13 protein-coding genes are annotated in these 16,820 nt (G+C 64.7%); 8 read left to right on the top strand and 5 right to left on the bottom strand.

All coding sequences use genetic code 11. The features are described from left to right. Positions 1-70: 70 nt before the first annotated feature. The 5 genes from ftsZ to ligA all read left to right on the top strand — a co-directional run bounded on the left by ftsZ (position 71) and on the right by ligA (position 8,154). Positions 71-1,864 (top strand): cell division protein FtsZ, encoded by a 1,794-nt coding sequence (gene ftsZ / locus AC5ZGW_RS07415; RefSeq protein ID WP_463327868.1) that lies wholly within the window; start codon positions 71-73, stop codon positions 1,862-1,864. Positions 1,865-2,214: 350 nt separating this feature from the next. Continuing rightward, a complete protein-coding gene (lpxC, locus tag AC5ZGW_RS07410) occupies positions 2,215-3,174 on the top strand; it encodes a UDP-3-O-acyl-N-acetylglucosamine deacetylase (protein WP_130231566.1) in 960 nt (319 codons plus the stop codon). 231 nt (positions 3,175-3,405) lie between these two features. Then, positions 3,406-4,302, top strand: a complete 897-nt coding sequence (locus AC5ZGW_RS07405) for an outer membrane protein assembly factor BamD (protein ID WP_028167491.1) — start codon at positions 3,406-3,408, stop codon at positions 4,300-4,302. Positions 4,303-4,320: 18 nt separating this feature from the next. Beyond that, positions 4,321-5,994: a DNA repair protein RecN gene (gene recN, locus AC5ZGW_RS07400; protein WP_463327869.1), complete on the top strand. Its 1,674-nt coding sequence runs from the start codon at positions 4,321-4,323 to the stop codon at positions 5,992-5,994. Between the two features lie 9 nt (positions 5,995-6,003). Further along, positions 6,004-8,154, top strand: coding sequence for an NAD-dependent DNA ligase LigA (ligA, locus tag AC5ZGW_RS07395; protein WP_130230373.1), 2,151 nt, complete (start codon positions 6,004-6,006; stop codon positions 8,152-8,154). 128 nt (positions 8,155-8,282) lie between these two features. Here ligA and AC5ZGW_RS07390 read toward each other — a convergent pair whose 3' ends face one another. Together AC5ZGW_RS07390 and AC5ZGW_RS07385 are read right to left on the bottom strand one after the other, a co-directional pair. Next, on the bottom strand, positions 8,283-9,560 hold the full coding sequence (locus tag AC5ZGW_RS07390; RefSeq protein ID WP_130230375.1) for a multidrug effflux MFS transporter: 1,278 nt from the start codon (positions 9,558-9,560) through the stop codon (positions 8,283-8,285). Between the two features lie 193 nt (positions 9,561-9,753). Further along, positions 9,754-11,583: an aminopeptidase P family protein gene (locus tag AC5ZGW_RS07385; protein WP_496113892.1), complete on the bottom strand. Its 1,830-nt coding sequence runs from the start codon at positions 11,581-11,583 to the stop codon at positions 9,754-9,756. 192 nt (positions 11,584-11,775) lie between these two features. Here AC5ZGW_RS07385 and AC5ZGW_RS07380 point away from each other — a divergent pair, with 192 nt between their 5' ends. Further along, positions 11,776-11,961, top strand: coding sequence for a hypothetical protein (locus tag AC5ZGW_RS07380; protein ID WP_028167486.1), 186 nt, complete (start codon positions 11,776-11,778; stop codon positions 11,959-11,961). A gap of 31 nt (positions 11,962-11,992) precedes the next feature. Here the strand turns inward: AC5ZGW_RS07380 and AC5ZGW_RS07375 are convergent, their stop codons facing one another. Both AC5ZGW_RS07375 and AC5ZGW_RS07370 read right to left on the bottom strand, forming a co-directional pair. Continuing rightward, entirely contained in the window at positions 11,993-12,283 is a 291-nt protein-coding gene (locus AC5ZGW_RS07375; protein ID WP_245287524.1) for a hypothetical protein, read from the bottom strand. A 218-nt stretch (positions 12,284-12,501) separates the two neighbouring features. Next, the gene (locus AC5ZGW_RS07370; protein ID WP_130230379.1) at positions 12,502-13,389 is read right to left on the bottom strand and encodes a 50S ribosomal protein L11 methyltransferase; all 888 of its coding nucleotides are present in this window, start codon (positions 13,387-13,389) and stop codon (positions 12,502-12,504) included. A gap of 576 nt (positions 13,390-13,965) precedes the next feature. Between AC5ZGW_RS07370 and AC5ZGW_RS07365 the strand changes: the two genes are divergently transcribed. Together AC5ZGW_RS07365 and AC5ZGW_RS07360 are read left to right on the top strand one after the other, a co-directional pair. Continuing rightward, positions 13,966-14,298, top strand: a complete 333-nt coding sequence (locus tag AC5ZGW_RS07365; RefSeq protein WP_165435592.1) for an H-NS histone family protein — start codon at positions 13,966-13,968, stop codon at positions 14,296-14,298. A gap of 237 nt (positions 14,299-14,535) precedes the next feature. After that, complete coding sequence (locus tag AC5ZGW_RS07360) at positions 14,536-14,808, top strand: hypothetical protein (RefSeq protein WP_130230381.1); 273 nt, start codon at positions 14,536-14,538, stop codon at positions 14,806-14,808. Positions 14,809-14,866: 58 nt separating this feature from the next. On the opposite strand, the gene AC5ZGW_RS07355 is transcribed toward AC5ZGW_RS07360, so the two are convergent. Then, positions 14,867-16,474, bottom strand: coding sequence for a phytoene desaturase family protein (locus AC5ZGW_RS07355; RefSeq protein ID WP_130230383.1), 1,608 nt, complete (start codon positions 16,472-16,474; stop codon positions 14,867-14,869). Between the last annotated feature and the right edge of the window lie 346 nt (positions 16,475-16,820).

The raw sequence follows: 16,820 nt of genomic DNA, 5'->3' as shown, positions 1-16,820 counted from the left end.
AAGATTTTCACCAGCTCCCGCGGCCGCAGGCCGGGGCGAACCTACGCGCGCGCGTAATCGAGAGGCAACCATGGCACTCAATCTGACCCCTCCTGACATCAGCGAGCTGAAACCGCGGATCACCGTCTTCGGCGTCGGTGGCGCTGGCGGCAATGCCGTCAACAACATGATCACCGCCGGGCTGCAGGGCGTTGATTTCGTCGTCGCCAATACAGACGCGCAGGCGCTGACCATGTCGAAGGCGCAGCGCATCATCCAGATGGGCACGCAGGTGACCCAGGGCCTCGGCGCCGGCTCGCAGCCGGATGTCGGCGCGGCCGCCGCGCAGGAGGTCATCGACGAGCTCCGTGATCACCTCACCGGCGCCAACATGGTGTTCGTCACCGCAGGCATGGGCGGCGGCACCGGCACCGGCGCTGCTCCCGTGATCGCCAAGACCGCGCGCGAGATGGGCATCCTCACCGTCGGTGTGGTGACCAAGCCGTTCCACTTCGAAGGCCAGCGCCGCATGCGCACCGCCGAGAACGGCATCTCCGAGCTGCACAAGGTGGTCGACACGCTGCTGATCATCCCGAACCAGAACCTGTTCCGGGTCGCCAACGAGAAGACCACCTTCGCCGACGCTTTTGCGATGGCCGACCAGGTGCTCTATTCGGGCGTTGCCTGCATCACCGACCTGATGGTCAAGGAAGGCCTGATCAATCTCGACTTCGCCGACGTCCGCGCCGTGATGCGCGAGATGGGCAAGGCGATGATGGGCACGGGCGAGGCGACCGGTGAGAAGCGCGCGCTCACCGCCGCCGAGGCCGCGATTGCCAATCCGCTGATCGACGACTCCTCGATGAAGGGTGCCAGGGGCCTCCTGATCTCGATCACCGGCGGCAAGGATCTCACCCTGTTCGAGGTCGACGAGGCCGCCACCCGCATCCGCGAGGAGGTCGACCCCGACGCCAACATCATCGTCGGCGCCACCTTCGACGAGACGCTCGACGGCATCATCCGCGTCTCCGTGGTTGCGACCGGCATCGAGCAGGCCGCAATCGCCCGCAACGCCGCCGCCGCGGCCCCCGCTGCGCCTGCGCCGACCGGCAACGGTTCGCCCGAGAGCCGGCTCGCCGACCTGACCGCGCGGCTGCGCGCCGACAACCAGCGCCTGGCCGAGCGTGCCCATAAGCTGGAAGCCGGCGGCGCCCCGATGGCTGCGCCCGCCGCCCCGGCGCCTGCCGCCCCGCCGCCGCTGCGCCAGCAGGGCAGCGTCGAGCGTGCCGCGCTCGCCGCCATCGCCGCCGCCGTGTCGCCGGAACAGCAGGCCGCGCCGATGCAGCCGGCGTCCTATGGCGACGTCACCGTCCGTCCGATCGCGCAGAAGCCGACTCTGTTCCCCGATCCGGAAACGACCAGGGTCGAGCCCCATGAGCCGGCGACGCCGGAAAACTTCATTCCGCCGACCGCCGAGCGGCCGCCGGTGCGCACGCCGCGGATGCCGAAGTTCGAGGACCTGCCGATGCCGGCCCAGGCGGAGATTCGCCAAGCCCGTGGTGAGGCCGAGGAGGAACATCCGCAGAAGACCCGCCTGTCGCTGTTGCAGCGGCTCGCCAATGTCGGCCTCGGCCGCCGGGAGGAGGAGAGCGAACCGCCGGTGGCGGCCCGCGCCTCCGGACCGGCCATGCCGCCGCTGCCCGAGCGCAAGCCGCAACGCAGCGTGGCGCAGCAAATGGCGGCGCACGATCCGGTATCAGAGTATGCGAAGCGTCCGGCGCCCCAAGGATTGGATGCCCATGGACGGCCGGCACCTGTTGCGCCGACGCCACAGGGAGACGATCATCTTGATATCCCGGCCTTCCTGCGCCGGCAGGCAAACTGAGCTTTGTTACAGTCCGGACCATCCACAGAGCCCCGGCGGAACCCGCCGGGGCTCTTTTCTTTTACCGTCTCCGCAGTCGTAGACCGGCAAACAAGTAACTGAAATTAAATGATTAATCAGGTATTCCATGACTTGGTCATGGTACCGAAAGGGTGTCCGGCCGCTCCGCAATTTGGTTAAGCCTTGGCGCGATTGCGGCGGAGATGGGGTAACAATCGGTAAAGAAGCGTGAGTTGTACGCTTTCGGGCGGTGACTATGGTCTGTCCAACTTTGGGGATGCCTAAGCGAGTCGGTTGGGGAAGTAAGGCCGCCTCGTCTTAGGTTACGTCGGGTAGTGGGCGCATATCGGATGAAATTGAGCCGTCAAACAACGCTTCGGTCGCAGGCCACCGTGACGGGCGTCGGCGTTCACTCCGGTTTACCGGTCAGCCTGACCATTGGACCTGCTCCCGTTGACACCGGCTACACTTTTATCCGGACGGGTCTCGACGGGGCCGACCGCGAAGTTCACGCCACCGCCGACGCCGTGATCGCGACTGAATTCGCGACCGTCCTGGGCGACCGCGAGGGACCGCTGGTATCGACCGCCGAACATGTGCTGGCTACGCTGCGCGGCATGGGGGTCGACAACGCCACCATCGAAATCGACGGTCCGGAAGTGCCGATCATGGACGGCAGCGCCGCGGCCTTCGTCGCCGCGGTCGATCAGGCTGGTATCGTCACCCAATCCGCCGCCCGCCGCGTTCTCCAGGTCCTGAAGCCGGTGCAGGTCGCGATCGGCGACTGCTTCGGTGAGTTCCGTCCCTTTGCCGGCGGCTTCCGCGCTGAAGTCGAGATCGACTTCGCCAATCCCTTGATCGGCCGCCAGAGCTACTGCTTCGATCTTTCCGCCGAGAGCTTCCGTCGCGAGATTTCGCGTGCCCGCACCTTCGGCTGCATGAATGACGTAGCGCGGCTGTGGAGCGCAGGTTTCGCGCTTGGCGCCTCCTTCGAAAACTCGGTGGTGTTCGACGAGACTCGTCTGCTCAACACCGAAGGTCTGCGGTTCCGTGATGAATGCGTCCGCCACAAGGTGCTGGATGTGGTCGGCGATCTCGCGCTGGCTGGCCTGCCGATCCTCGGCGCCTATCGCTCGGTTCGCGGTGGTCACAAGCTGAACCACGCGGCGCTGACCGCGCTGCTTTCCGATCGCAGCGCCTGGCGGGTGGTCGAATCGGAAACCGCGCGCCGTTCGCGCACCGTTGCCGAGGTCGGAAGCGCCACCGTCGGCGGCCTGATCGCCCCGGCCTATGGCCCGGATGTGTCCTAAAGACGCTTTCTGTTAGCGTTCTCCGCAGTAACCACAGCCGATAAAGACCATCTTTGGATCGCCTTAATCCGGGCGGATTGGCTCCGTATTCGGTTGGTCCAAGGTCGTTTTTCGGCTAGACAGGCCTGCGGTTGCACGGGGCAGCACAGGCGCGGGGAAAATTTCCGTCCATGGCCTCGTTCGTGGACAGATCGCCATCAATCGCTTCCAAGGCGCCGGGTTCTCACATTCATGCCGTTATCGCGTAGCACGCACGAATCATGCACCTCATCGGCCGGCCGCGCCGGATGGGCGTCATTGTTGCGGCTGGCTGCGGGCCTGATCGTGCTGGCGCTGCCGTTGGGTGGCTGCGGTACCGGTCCGCTGTGGGACAAGTTCCTGGCCAAGGATGACACCTTCGTCGAGGAGCCCGCGGACAAGCTCTACAATGAGGGCTTGTACCTGATGAACCAGCGCAAGGATCCTCGTGCGGCCTCGAAGAAGTTCGAGGAGGTGGACCGGCAGCATCCGTATTCGGATTGGGCGCGCAAATCGCTCCTGATGTCTGCCTATTCCTCCTACCAGCAAGGCGACTACGATACCTGCATCGGCTCGGCGACACGTTACGTCACCTTGCATCCCGGCAGTCCGGATGCTGCCTACGCGCAATACCTGATCGCAGCCTCGCATTACGACCAGATCCCGGACATCACCCGCGACCAGACCCGCACCGAAAAGGCGATCGCAGCTCTGGAAGAGGTGATTCGCAAATATCCGACCTCGGAATATGCGACCTCCGCCAAGGCCAAGCTCGAAGGCGCGCGCGACCAGCTCGCCGGCCGCGAGATGAATGTCGGCCGCTACTACATGGAGCGGCGCGACTTCACCGCCGCAATCAACCGCTTCAAGACTGTGGTTACGCAGTATCAGACCACCCGGCATGTCGAGGAGGCCTTGGCGCGGCTCACCGAGGCCTATATGGCGATCGGCATCCCGAGCGAGGCCCAGACCGCAGCCGCCGTGCTTGGGCACAATTTTCCTGACAGCCGCTGGTACAAGGACGCCTATAATCTAGTAAGGTCCGGCGGTCTCGAGCCGAGCGAGAATCAGGGTTCCTGGATCAGCAGGACCTTCAAGAAGATATTATAGGCCTGGAATAGTCCTCACATGCTGGCGCGTCTGTCGATCCGTGACATCGTCCTGATCGAACGGCTCGATATCGAATTCTCCCGCGGCCTTGCGGTGCTGACCGGCGAAACCGGCGCGGGCAAATCGATCCTGCTCGATGCGTTCGCGCTGGCCCTCGGCGGCCGCGGCGATGCCGGGCTGGTGCGGCACGGCGCCGAGCAGGGGCAGGTGACGGCGACCTTCGACGTGCCCAAAAATCACCCGGCGGCAAAGCTGCTGGCCGATAACGGGCTCGACGATAACGGCGAGATGATCCTGCGCCGCGTGCAGCTCGCTGACGGCCGCACCCGCGCCTTCATCAACGACCAGGCGATCTCTGTGCAGACCCTGAAGGCAGTGGGCGCCGCACTGGTCGAAATCCACGGCCAGCATGACGAGCGCGCCCTGGTCGATGCCTCGACCCATCGGCGGCTGCTTGACGCCTTTGCCGGGCTCGAGAAGGACGTGGCGGCGCTGGAATCGCTGTGGGAGGCGCGGCGCAGCGCCAACGCTGCGCTGGAGGAGCATCGCGCCGGCATGGAACGCGCCGCGCGAGAGGCCGATTACCTGCGCCACGCCTCGCAGGAACTGAAGACGCTGGCGCCAAAGGACGGCGAGGAGACCGAGCTCGCGGGCCGCCGCACCACCATGATGCAGGGCGAGAAGATCGCCACCGACCTGCGGGAGGCGCAGGAGGCGATCTCGGGCCCGCATTCGCCGGTGGCGGCGCTGTCGGCCGCCGTGCGCCGCCTGGAGCGCCGCGCCGCCAGCTCGCCGGCGCTGGTGGAGCCCGCGGTGAAGGCGATCGATACCGCCATCAACGCGCTCGAAGAGGCCGACCAGCACCTCAACGCTGCACTTGCGGCCGCCGATTTCGATCCGGCCGAGCTCGAGCGCATCGAGGAGCGCCTGTTCGCGCTGCGCGCCGCTTCGCGCAAATATGCGACCCCGGTCGATGGACTGGCCGCGCTCGCCAGCAAATATGCCGCCGACGTCGCGCTGATCGATGCCGGAGCCGACCAGTTGAAGAAGCTCGAAGCCGCGGCAGCGGAAGCCGATAAGCGCTACGGCGCGGCGGCAACAAGACTGTCGGCGGTGCGGACCAAATCCGCCGAAAAGCTCAATAAGGCCGTCAACGCCGAACTGGCGCCGCTGAAGCTCGAGCGCGCGAAATTCATGACGCAGGTCGAGACCGATGCGACCTCCCCCGGGCCGGAAGGCATCGATCGCGTCGAGTTCTGGGTCCAGACCAATCCGGGGACAAAACCGGGGCCGCTGATGAAGGTCGCTTCCGGCGGCGAGCTGTCGCGCTTTTTGCTGGCGCTGAAGGTCGTGCTGTCCGACCGCGGCTCGGCGCCGACGCTGGTGTTCGACGAGATCGACACCGGCGTTGGCGGCGCTGTGGCGGACGCGATCGGCGCGCGGCTGTCGCGGCTCGCCGACAAGGTGCAGGTGATGGCGGTGACGCATGCGCCGCAGGTCGCAGCCCGCGCCAGCCAGCACTTGCTGATTTCCAAGGACGCGCTCGACAAGGGCAAGCGCGTCGCCACCCGCGTCAACGCGCTTGCCGCCGACCACCGCCGCGAGGAAATCGCCCGCATGCTCGCCGGCGCCGAGATCACCGCCGAGGCGAGGGCGGCGGCGGAGCGCCTGTTGCGCGCGGCAACCGCGTGATCGTGTGCCATGGCCAAGGCAGCAAAAGCGCGCGCGCTCCCCGACGTCGACAAGCTCACCAAGGCGCAGGCCAAGGTCGAGCATACGCGGCTCGCGCTCGAACTGGAGGCGCATGACCGGCGCTATTACCAGGAAGACGCGCCGACCGTCACCGACGCCGAATACGACGCGCTGCGTCAGCGCTACAACGCGATCGAGAAGCGCTTTCCCGACTTCGTCACCCCTGATTCGCCGTCGCAGAAGGTCGGCGCTGCGCCGTCGGGACGATTCAAGAAGGTGCGGCATTCGTTGCCGATGCTCTCCCTCGACAACGCCTTTGCCGAAGGCGACGTGCGCGACTTCGTCGACCGCATCGTGCGCTTCCTCAGGCTCAGTGACGACAAGATCGATTTCTCCGCCGAGCCGAAGATCGACGGATTGTCGATGTCGCTGCGCTATGAGGGCGGCGAGCTCGTCACCGCCGCGACTCGCGGCGATGGCGCCGAGGGCGAGGACGTCACCGCCAACATCCGAACGCTGGAGGATGTCCCGCAAAAGCTGAAGGGTCGCAACGTGCCTGACATCTGCGAGGTGCGCGGCGAGGTCTACATGACCAAGAGGGCCTTCCTCGCGCTCAACGAACGCCAGAAGGCTGCCGGCGACACCGTCTTCGCCAATCCGCGCAATTCGGCCGCGGGCTCGCTGCGTCAGAAGGATCCGACCATCACCGCCTCGCGGCCGCTCGGCTTCTTCGCCTATGCCTGGGGCCAGATGAGCGCGATGCCGGAGGACACGCAGAGCGGCATGATCCATTGGTTCGAGCGCTGCGGCTTCAAGACCAATCCGCTGACCAAGCTCTGCCACTCCGTCGACGAGCTGCTCGCATTCCATCGCAAGATCGAGGAGCAGCGCGCCGAGCTCGACTACGATATCGACGGCGTTGTCTACAAGGTCGACCGGATCGACTGGCAGGAGCGGCTCGGCTTCGTGTCACGCACGCCGCGCTGGGCGATCGCGCATAAATTCCCGGCTGAGCGCGCGATGACCGTGCTGCGCGATATCGAGATCCAGGTCGGGCGCACCGGCTCGTTCACGCCGGTCGGCAAGCTCGAGCCGGTCGGCGTCGGCGGCGTCATCGTGCAGAACGTCACGCTGCACAACGAGGATTACATCAAGGGCATCGGCGGTCACGGCGAGCAGCTTCGCGAAGGGCGCGATATCCGGATCGGCGACACCGTCGTGGTCCAGCGCGCCGGGGACGTGATCCCGCAGGTGGTCGATGTCGTCATCGACAAGCGGCCGAAGAACGCCAAAGAGTTTCATTTCCCGAAGAAGTGCCCGTGCCCGCTGCATACTGACGTCGTGCGCGAGGAGACCGCGACGGGCGAGGAGGGCGCGCGCGCCCGCTGCACCGGCGAGTTCGCCTGTCCGTTCCAGAAGATCGAGCACCTGAAGCTGTTCGTCTCGCGCCGCGCCTTCGACATCGACGGCCTCGGCGAGAAGCAGCTCGAATTTTTCTTCGAGAAGGAATGGGTGCGGGAGCCCGCCGACATCTTCACGCTGCCCAAGCGCAACCAGAAGCTCAAGCTCGAGGCGATCGAGGGGTACGGCGAGACCTCGGTGCGCAACCTGTTCGCCGCGATCGAGCACCGGCGCCGGATCGCGCTCGAACGCTTCATCTACGCGCTCGGCATGCGCCATGTCGGCGAGACCACGGCGCTGGCGCTCGCGCGCGGCTATGGCTCGTGGGAGGCGTTCCATGATGCCTGCCTGCGCGTCGCCAAGGGTGACGAGGAGGCGATTGCCGAGATGGATGCGCTCGACCAGATCGGCGACACCGTGATCAAGAGCGTTGCCGCCTATTTTGGCGAGAGCCACAACCGCGGCATCGTCGAGCGTCTGGTCAAGGAGCTCGACGAGATCATCGATACCGAAAAGCCCAAGAGCAATTCAGCGATCGCCGGCAAGACCGTCGTGTTCACCGGCTCGCTGGAGAAGATGACGCGCGACGAGGCCAAGGCGACCGCCGAGCGACTGGGCGCGAAGGCGGCCAGCTCGGTGTCGAAGAAGACGGACTATGTGGTTGCAGGTCCCGGTGCAGGATCGAAGCTCGCCGAAGCGCAGAAGCACGGCGTGGCCGTGCTGACCGAGGACGAGTGGCTGAAGCTGATCGGGGAGTGAGCCCATTCCTCCGTCATGGCCGGGCTTGTCCCGGCCATCCACGTCTTTCGTCTCGGGCATCTGTGCTGCGTGGATGCCCGGGACAAGCCCGGGCATGACGAGTTTGTTGCGGCGCTGGAGGTCAACAGCTACATCATCCCCGCCTCGTCCCCTTCCGCTTCCTCGATCATCTCCCCGCTCACCACCGTGTTCCGCTTCGGCACCAGGAAGATCATGCTCGAGGCACATGCGATCGAGATGATGAGGATGGCGGTCGTCAGCGGCAGCGTGGTGGTGGAGTGGCCGCCGAGATAGGCGCCGAACTGCGACACCAGCGAGCCGATGCCCTGCTGCAGGAATCCCATCGCGCCGGAGGCGGTGCCGGCGGCTTCGGGGCGGACGCTGATCGCACCGGCCGCCGAGTTCGCCATCACGAAGGCGTTGCCGGCCATCACGATCATCTGGGTGCCGAACAGCCAGAGCGGGGCCTGGTTGACCCCGGTAAGGCTCAAGACGAGGTTCAACAGGCTGCCGCCGAGTTGCAGCGCGAGCCCGAACCAGATCAGCCGTTCCAGCGAATGGCGCGGTGCGAAGCGCACGCAGAGCAGATTGCCGACCAGATAGGCAAAGCCCGTGGTCGCGAACCACGCGCCATATTCGGCGCTGGTGCGTCCCATCTGGGTGACCACGATGTAGGGTCCGCCGCCGGCGAAGGTGAAGATGATCTGCGAGGCCAGCACCTGGCACAGCACATAGCCGATGAAGGCGCGGCTCCTGATCAGGCTGCCGACATCGCGGCGGAAGTTGCTGTCTTCGCTGCGGACGCGGCGCGTCTCCGGCAGCGCCAGCGCGATTCCGACGGCGACCGCGAGCGCGCCGGCGGTGATGGCATAGAAGATCGCGCGCCAGCCGAACGCGGTCTCGAGCAGGCCGCCGGTGAGCGGGCTCAGCATCTGCGCGATCATCATCACGGCGATCACCAGGCTGATCATGGCGCCGACGCGGTCGCGGCTGTAGAGATCGCGGATGATGGCGCGGCTCACCACCATGCCGCTGGCGCCGCCGAGCGCCTGGAAGAAGCGCGCCGCGATCAGTTGCGGCAGGGTTTCCGCAAAAATGCTGCCGATACCAGCCACCACCATCAGGCCGAGGCCGGCCAGCAGCACCGGCCGCCGTCCGAACTTGTCCGACAGCGGCCCCATGATGAGCTGCGAGCAGGCGATGCCGACCATGAACAGCGACACCGTCATCTGCGCGATCGAGATGTCGCGGCCGAACGTCGTCGCCAGCACCGGCAGCGCCGGCACCAGCATATAGAGCGAGATCGGCGCCACGCCCGTCATGGCGACGAGCAACAGCAGCATGAGCTTCGATGTCGCGATGTCCTTCGTTGCCGCGTCGGGCGGCTTGCCCATCACGCCATGCATTCAGCTTCGCATCCTTTCATGGCGGCGAATGTAACGAGATGCGCAGATGCGAATACGGATGTTTCGGCATGCGGCTATGCCGATTCCGGGAGGCCGAGAAAACACGGAGTCATTCCGGGGCGATGCGAAGCATCGAACCGGGAATCTCGAGATTCCGGGTTCGCGTCTTCGACGCGCCCCGGAATGACAGCAACTACTTCAGCGCCGCCGTCGCCTCATCGAGCCACAGCTTCGTGGCGTCATCGTCGAGCCGCGGGCGTACCTCGGCCCTGACGCGGGCATGGTAGTCGTTGAGCCACTTCAGTTCGGCCTCGCTGAGCATCGTCACGTCGATCAGCCGGCGATCGATCGGTGCCAGCGTCAGCGTGTCGAATCCGTTCATCGGCTTTTCGGCGCCTGATATGTCGATGCCGATCACGAGCTCGAGGTTCTCGATCCGGATGCCGTAAGCATCGGTCTTGTAGTAGCCGGGCTCGTTGGAGAGGATCATGCCGCGCTTCAGCGGCGTGGTGCCGAGCTTTGAGATTCGCGCCGGCCCCTCATGCACGGAAAGATAGCTGCCGACGCCATGGCCGGTGCCGTGCTCGAAATCGATGCCGGCCTGCCAGAGATATTGCCGCGCCAGCGTGTCGAGTTGCGCGCCCGTGGTGCCGTCGGGGAACACCGCGCGCGCAATCGCGATATGGCCGCGCAGCACCCGGGTGAAGCGGTCGCGCATCTCGTCTGTCGGCTGGCCGATCGCGATGGTGCGGGTGACATCGGTGGTGCCGTCCTCGTATTGCGCGCCGGAATCGATCAAGAGCAGATCGCCGGGTGCGATCCGGCGGTTGCTCTTGCGGGTGACGCGGTAGTGCACGATGGCGCCATTCGGCCCGGTGCCGGCGATGGTCGGGAATGAGACATCCTTCAGCGCCCCGGTATCGCGGCGGAACGTCTCCAGCGCCTCGACGGTGTCGATCTCGGTAAGCCCGCCGGCGGGCGCCTCGCGGTCGATCCAGGCCAGGAATTGTGCCAGCGCCACCGCGTCGCGCTGATGCGCAGTTCGCGTGCCATGGATCTCCGCGGCGTTCTTCACGGCTTTCAACAGGCTCACGGGATCGTTGCCGCGCACAGGCGTGCCGCCGGCACTGGTGATCAGGCGATTCAGTGCGTCGGCGGCGGTCGCATTGTCGAGCGCGATCGAGCCACCGCGCTGCGCGAGTTCCGTCAGCTTCAACGTCAGCCGGTCCGGCTCCTCGACATCGGCGGATTGCTCGAGATGGTCCCGCGTGAGATTCGAAAGTTTTCGGTGATCAATGAACACCGTCGGCCGGCCCTCTCTCGGCACCAGCGCATAAGAGAGCGGCAGCGGCGTATGCGAGACGTCGGCGCCGCGGATATTGAACGTCCAGGCCACCGCGTGGCTGTCCGACAGCACCAGCGCATCGACGCCGAGCTTGTTGATCTCGTCCCTGATCCGCTCCAGCTTTATGGCCTCGGCTTCGCCGGCGAATCGCAGGCCGTGGATGGTGATCGGCCCGAGCGGCGGGCGCGGGCGCTCGGTCCAGATCGCGTCGACGGGATTGCTGTCGACCGCAACCAACTCGGCTCCGGCTTTGGCGCACGCCGCCGCGAGACGCTCGGCTGCCGCAGAAGTGTGCAGCCACGGGTCAAATCCTAGGCGGTCGCCGGCGGAAAGATGTTTCGTCAGCCAGTGTTCCGGCGGCGGATCGACCAGCGGCTGGATTTGCCAGGCCTTTTGGTCGACCTGCTTGCCCGCCTGCAGCGTGTAGCGCCCGTCCACGAACAAGGCGGCTTCCTGCATCAGCACGATCGCAAGTCCCGCCGATCCGGTGAAGCCGGTCAGCCACGCCAGCCGCTCCTCGGACGGTGCAACATATTCATTCTGCTGCTGGTCGGCACGGGGAATGACGAATCCGGTCAGCTTGCGCCGCGCCAATTCCTCGCGGAACGTGGCCAATCGCGCCGTCAGCGCCACGCCGCCTTCGGGTTCTTCGAACGTCTGGAAATGGGCTTCGAACATGCCAGTCACTTTATGGCTGCGTGGACAGGTCCGCAATGTCAGCGGATATCGCCACAATTTGGCATAAGTTATGCTTCAATACCGTCATGCAGGTTTAGAAAAGACAGAACGGTTTTCAAGGCAAGCCGTTCGATAACGAATGCCCGGGGAGGCTTCCAGGAGTGTCTCAACTCAACGGCGAGGGGATACACAATGCCTGCTTTCAGCTTTGAGAAGATTTCGCCGCCAGTTCGCCGCGGCCCGATTGCTCCGATCGAACAGAAGCAGCGCGGTGTCATCGTCCAGATCCTGGATCGCTTTGTGGAACGGCGCGTCAGGCGCCGGCTGAAGGCGGAGAAGGGCGAAACCGCGCTCGGCAAAAACAAGGCGGCCGAATAGGCCTTTCTTGCGACCGCCTGCGGGGTACATTTCACATCCGTTCGTCCAGATCGGAAACCTTCACTACGCTTGCGCCGATCACCCGGTTTCCTTCCAGCTCCCGAACGATCCTCTGATACGGCCCGACGACACCCAGATCGAACTCGCGATCGGGCGTTACGAGCATCATCTTTGCTCCGATGATGACGAGCACGGTGACGTCATGCTCCTCGCCGGAAACAGCGAGCTTTGTGATCTCGCTTCGGATCGGCTCCCGTCGCCAAGCGTCCGGAAAGCCAGGATCGCACCGGATTTCGATCCCGTCCTGAGACGTCGTCAGCACGAGTTTCGACTTGCTCGGCTTCCAGTGTGGTCCAAATCGCTGATCGGTCAGCCACAGGCAATTGAACGATCGGCACTCAGCCGGTCGGTTCTCATAACTCTGGCATCCGCGCCCAGGCTTGCATTCCGGCCACCACGCTCCTGCCGGCTTCGCGAGCGTCTCGATCGTCATGACCTTGCAGCAAAGCGTGCAATCGCCGCATTCCCTTGCCAGAGGGCTCACTTAACCGAGCGCAGCAGCAGGCTGCTCCATCCCTCGATTTTCAGATGCCGTAACGGCACCAGCCCGCGCGCGCGGTACGCGGCGATTACGCTTGGCGCCTGATGCGTCAGGAGCCCCGACAAGATCACGTGCGCGGAAGGCGCGAGATGGCGCGCCATCGTACCAGCCAATTGCCGCAGCGGATTGGCGAGGATGTTTGCGAGCACGAGGTCGAACGGGCCATGCTGGGAAAATTGCGGCGCCGAGAAGCCGGTGGCGCGGATCGTCGTCACGAGGTGGCCGGTCTCGTTCAGTTCGGCATTCTCACGCGCCACGTTGACCGATGGCGGATCGATGTCGCTTGCCAGCACTGTGCCGTGCAGCGCCTTCGCCGCGGCGATCGCCAGCACACCGGTGCCGGTGCCGAGGTCGAGCACGCGGCGCGGATGATGCGCCTTCAGCACGTGATCGAGCAGTAAGAGGCAGCCGCGCGTGGTGCCGTGGTGGCCGGTGCCGAAGGCCAGCGCGGCCTCGATCTCGATGCCGAGCTTGTTCGGCGCCACGCGGGTGCGGTCGTGCTGGCCGTGCACGACGAAGCGCCCGGCGGGGACGGGGACGAGGTCCTCGAGGCTGGCCTTGACCCAGTCCTTGGCCTCGACGGTGTCGAAGGCAATGGTCTTGGCGAGGTCTTCGCCGGCCGCATTGGCGACGAGCTCGCGCATCAACGCCTGGTCCGGCGCATCGGCAAAATGCGCGGTGACTTCCCAGCGCCCGTCCGGCCGCTCGAACGCGGCAATCGCCGTCTCGCCCTCGAAGAATATCTCGGTCAGCGTGTCGACCAGCCGCCTGGCGGTCTGCTCGTCGGGAAGCGCGAGGCTGGCACGATGGGTAGGTTTCGGTAGCATTTAGGGTAACCGTTTCGACTTCATCCGGAATGTCAGCATTAACCACGATCGCATTATCATCTTGGATTCCGGCGAGGCAGTAGGGAGCCGAAACTTCGAGTAACTCTTTGATCGGGCTCTGGGAGCGGGTACGCGTGCGTGCCAAAAGCCCGTGGTTTTCCTACAATTGAAAGTTCATATGAACAATGCATGATGGTAACCAGTTGCTTTTATTAAATTTACAGTTGTTTTATTTAGGAGTAATAATGAGTGGTTGTAAAAGGTTCTCGGCCAGAATTCTTCGCAGGAGCGTGAAGCTGATAGCCCAACGCGTTGCTGAACTTCACGACCTTCGACGACAGGTGCGGGAGGCGGAAGCGAGGGCGCTTGCGAGGCGACGGCAAACATCTTCCAGGCGGCCTCGAAGCGAGAGGACAGGACGTCATCGCGGCCGCGCCTGAATGCGCGAGTCTGATGCCTTGACGACAGGAAGCGGAACTTCTCCCTGTGAGGGATGCGCCAAGTGGTATCTGGACGCTTGTTTGTGTCCGGCGTCGTTGGTAAGTGCGCTCTGTTTTTATTCCTGGGCGCGACTCGATGAAAAATAACGGCTTCCGATCCATGTCCACAGACCAACTGTGGGCGCTTCATGAACGAGTAGCGGCCGAGCTGACGCAACGCATAATCACCGAGAAAGCCACGCTCGAGGACCGGCTGAGCAAGCTTCAGTCGCCCGGCGAAGCCGCGAAACCAGATCGTAGCCGCCGCCCTTATCCAAAGGTTCTCCCGAAGTATCGGAACCCGAAAAACCCTGGCGAGACGTGGTCGGGTCGCGGCAAACAGCCTCTATGGCTGGCAAAGCGACTTGGTGCCGGCTCCAAGCTGGACGATTTTCTCATCGATCGCCCCGGCCGCCGCAAGCGGCGCTAAACCGGATCGATCACCGTAGTTCGCGACGCGATTGTCTTCCGGCGCGTGCACGGGCCGTCATGGAGAAGTTGCCAGCCGAGAATGCCGGGGTTTTCAACAGGGTTCTCCACCTGACTAGAGTGTGATCCGATCAGGTTGAAATGCCGCCGCGATGGATGCTGCGCTCCTCTCCCGCAAGCGGGCGAGGTGAAGCAAGCGAAGTCGTGATAGGCTGGCGGCCAAAACAAGGAGGGTCCCATGTCCCTGTTAAGACGGCCGCTCTATCAGCGCTCGGAAGGTGCCGACGAGGACCGCTGGCGCCTGGCGTTCGATACCGAAGCCAGCCGGCTGTTCGTCGAGCACGAAAAGAAGCGGGGTGACTTCCGCGGTGCCGGGTATGCCATCGAGACCGACGAGATCGAGCTCGCGGAATTCCTGAGCCAGCCGAGCCAGGGGCGGGAGCAGGTTGTGAAGCTGCTCGAAACGCTGTTTGCCGACGATCGCGACGTGTCGCGGCCCGCGGCGGCTTGACCGGGAGATGGATGCACATCCGCATCCACCTGATATCCACACCCTGTCCACACGCTTTTCAACGCCTTGCGAATAGGGAGCGATGATCGCCCAGGATCACCTGCGCGGCGTTGTGACCGGGCGCGCCGGTGACGCCGCCGCCGGGATGAGCGCCGGAACCGCAGTGATAGAGCCCCTTGAGCGGGCCGCGGTAGTCGGCATGGCCGAGCATCGGGCGGGCGGAGAAGAGCTGGTTCAGCGTCAGCGCGCCGTGGAAGATATCGCCGCCCAATAGGCCGAATTGCCGCTCCAGGTCGAGCGGAGAGAGCACCTGCCGGCCGATGACGCTTGCGGCAAAGCCGGGCGCGTATCTGTCGACCGTCGCGATCATGAGGTCGGCAACCTCATCGCGATGATCGTCCCAGGATTCGTCGCCCGGCAGTTCCGGCGCGACATGCTGGCAGAACAGGCTCGCGACATGCTGTCCCGCCGGCGCCAGCTTGTCGTCCAGCGTCGAGGGGATCAGCATTTCGACGATGGGCTCGCGGCTCCAGCCAAAGCTGCGCGCATCAAGCCATGCGCGGTCCATGTAGCCAAGGCTCGGCGCGATGATGATGCCGGCGGTGAGGTGATCGGCTGCGCCCGGCAATGCGGTGAAGGAGGGGAGGCCGGCTAGCGCGACATTCATGCGAAAGGTGCCGGAGGCGTTGCGCCAGCGCGACATGCGCTGCAGGAATTCCGGCGCCAGCGCGCCCGCCGGCAGCAGCTGCGTGTAGAGCAGTTTCGGATTGACGTTGGCGGCAACGTACTTGGCGCGAATGGTGGTGCCGTTGTCGAGCACGACACCGGCGGCGCGGCCGTTCTCGACCATCACTTCGCGCACGCCGCTATCCACTTCGATCTCGGCGCCATGCGCGTGTGCCGCGGCCGCCATCGCCTGCGTGATCGCGCCCATGCCGCCGATCGCGTGGCCCCAGACGCCTTTCTTGCCGTTCACTTCGCCGAAGGCGTGATGCAGCATCACGTAAGCCGAGCCGGCGGCATAGGGGCTCGCATAATTGCCAACGATGGCATCGAAGCCGAACAGCGCTTTTACCAGGTCGTTCTCGAACCGCTCGTCCAGCATCTCGCCGGCCGAGCGGGTGAAGAGGTCGAGCAGGTCGCGCTGCTGTTCCAGCGAAAGCTTGCGCAAGAGGTTGGCGGAGCCGAGCGCGTTGAAGGCCTCGCGGAGCGCGTCCGCGCCAAACCCCTCGACGAGGTTCGGCGGTGCGCGCAACACGAACTGGCGCAGCACGTCGGCGATTGCCTCGAGCTGGCGCGAGAAGATGCCGATCTCCTCCGCATCATGCGCGCTGAGCCTGGCGACGGCTTCCTTGGTGCGGCCTTCGCCGGTGAGGAGATGGCTGCCGTCGGAGGACGGAAGAAAGTTTTGCGCGCGTCGTTCGACGATCCGCAGGCCGTGCTCGGCGAGCCTGAGATCGGCAATGACCTTCGGATTGAGCAGGCTCACCGTATAGGCGGCGACCGAGTTGCGGAATCCGGGATGGAATTCTTCCGTCACCGCCGCACCGCCCACCACCTTGCGGCGCTCGACCACTTTCACGCGCAACCCCGCCATCGCGAGATAGGCCGCGCAAGTGAGGCCATTATGCCCGGCACCGATGATGACGACGTCCGTTTCGTTCATGTCAGCTTCATTTTCTTAAGGAGCTTGCCAGTAACCCATCGTTGCGCACAAGCCACGAGTTATTTCGTCACTCGCCCCCGTCGTCATTCCGGGGCGCCCTCCGTCCGCTCCGTCATTCCGGGCTGGTCCTTCGGACGCCCCGGAATGACAGTGGGACGCATCGCGCAATCCTCTCCTCTGTCATGGCCGGGCTTGACCCGGCCATCCACGTTCTCTCCGCGCACGGAGCCAAAGGACGTGGATGCCCGGGACAAGCCCGGGCATGACGGCGTCGTGTCATTCGCACGATTTTCCTTAATCCAATCAACGTGATTTGCGCGGTCCAGTCCTCACGCAAAAAACATTC

Source organism: Bradyrhizobium sp. Crot121, assembly GCF_059512385.1.
The sequence above is the reverse complement of the archived record's forward strand: the minus strand, read 5'-3'. Positions and strand labels throughout refer to the sequence as shown.

What these genes read in the sequence shown, in the direction of transcription:
- AC5ZGW_RS07405 (WP_028167491.1), top strand. Translation starts at nt 3,406, where the DNA reads ATGCCGTTATCGCGTAGCACGCACGAATCATGCACCTCATCGGCCGGC.
- lpxC (WP_130231566.1), top strand. Translation starts at nt 2,215, where the DNA reads ATGAAATTGAGCCGTCAAACAACGCTTCGGTCGCAGGCCACCGTGACG.
- ligA (WP_130230373.1), top strand. Translation starts at nt 6,004, where the DNA reads ATGGCCAAGGCAGCAAAAGCGCGCGCGCTCCCCGACGTCGACAAGCTC.
- ftsZ (WP_463327868.1), top strand. Translation starts at nt 71, where the DNA reads ATGGCACTCAATCTGACCCCTCCTGACATCAGCGAGCTGAAACCGCGG.
- AC5ZGW_RS07360 (WP_130230381.1), top strand. Translation starts at nt 14,536, where the DNA reads ATGTCCCTGTTAAGACGGCCGCTCTATCAGCGCTCGGAAGGTGCCGAC.
- AC5ZGW_RS07380 (WP_028167486.1), top strand. Translation starts at nt 11,776, where the DNA reads ATGCCTGCTTTCAGCTTTGAGAAGATTTCGCCGCCAGTTCGCCGCGGC.
- AC5ZGW_RS07385 (WP_496113892.1), bottom strand. Translation starts at nt 11,583, where the DNA reads ATGTTCGAAGCCCATTTCCAGACGTTCGAAGAACCCGAAGGCGGCGTG.
- AC5ZGW_RS07370 (WP_130230379.1), bottom strand. Translation starts at nt 13,389, where the DNA reads ATGCTACCGAAACCTACCCATCGTGCCAGCCTCGCGCTTCCCGACGAG.
- AC5ZGW_RS07355 (WP_130230383.1), bottom strand. Translation starts at nt 16,474, where the DNA reads ATGAACGAAACGGACGTCGTCATCATCGGTGCCGGGCATAATGGCCTC.
- recN (WP_463327869.1), top strand. Translation starts at nt 4,321, where the DNA reads ATGCTGGCGCGTCTGTCGATCCGTGACATCGTCCTGATCGAACGGCTC.
- AC5ZGW_RS07390 (WP_130230375.1), bottom strand. Translation starts at nt 9,560, where the DNA reads ATGCATGGCGTGATGGGCAAGCCGCCCGACGCGGCAACGAAGGACATC.
- AC5ZGW_RS07365 (WP_165435592.1), top strand. Translation starts at nt 13,966, where the DNA reads ATGAAAAATAACGGCTTCCGATCCATGTCCACAGACCAACTGTGGGCG.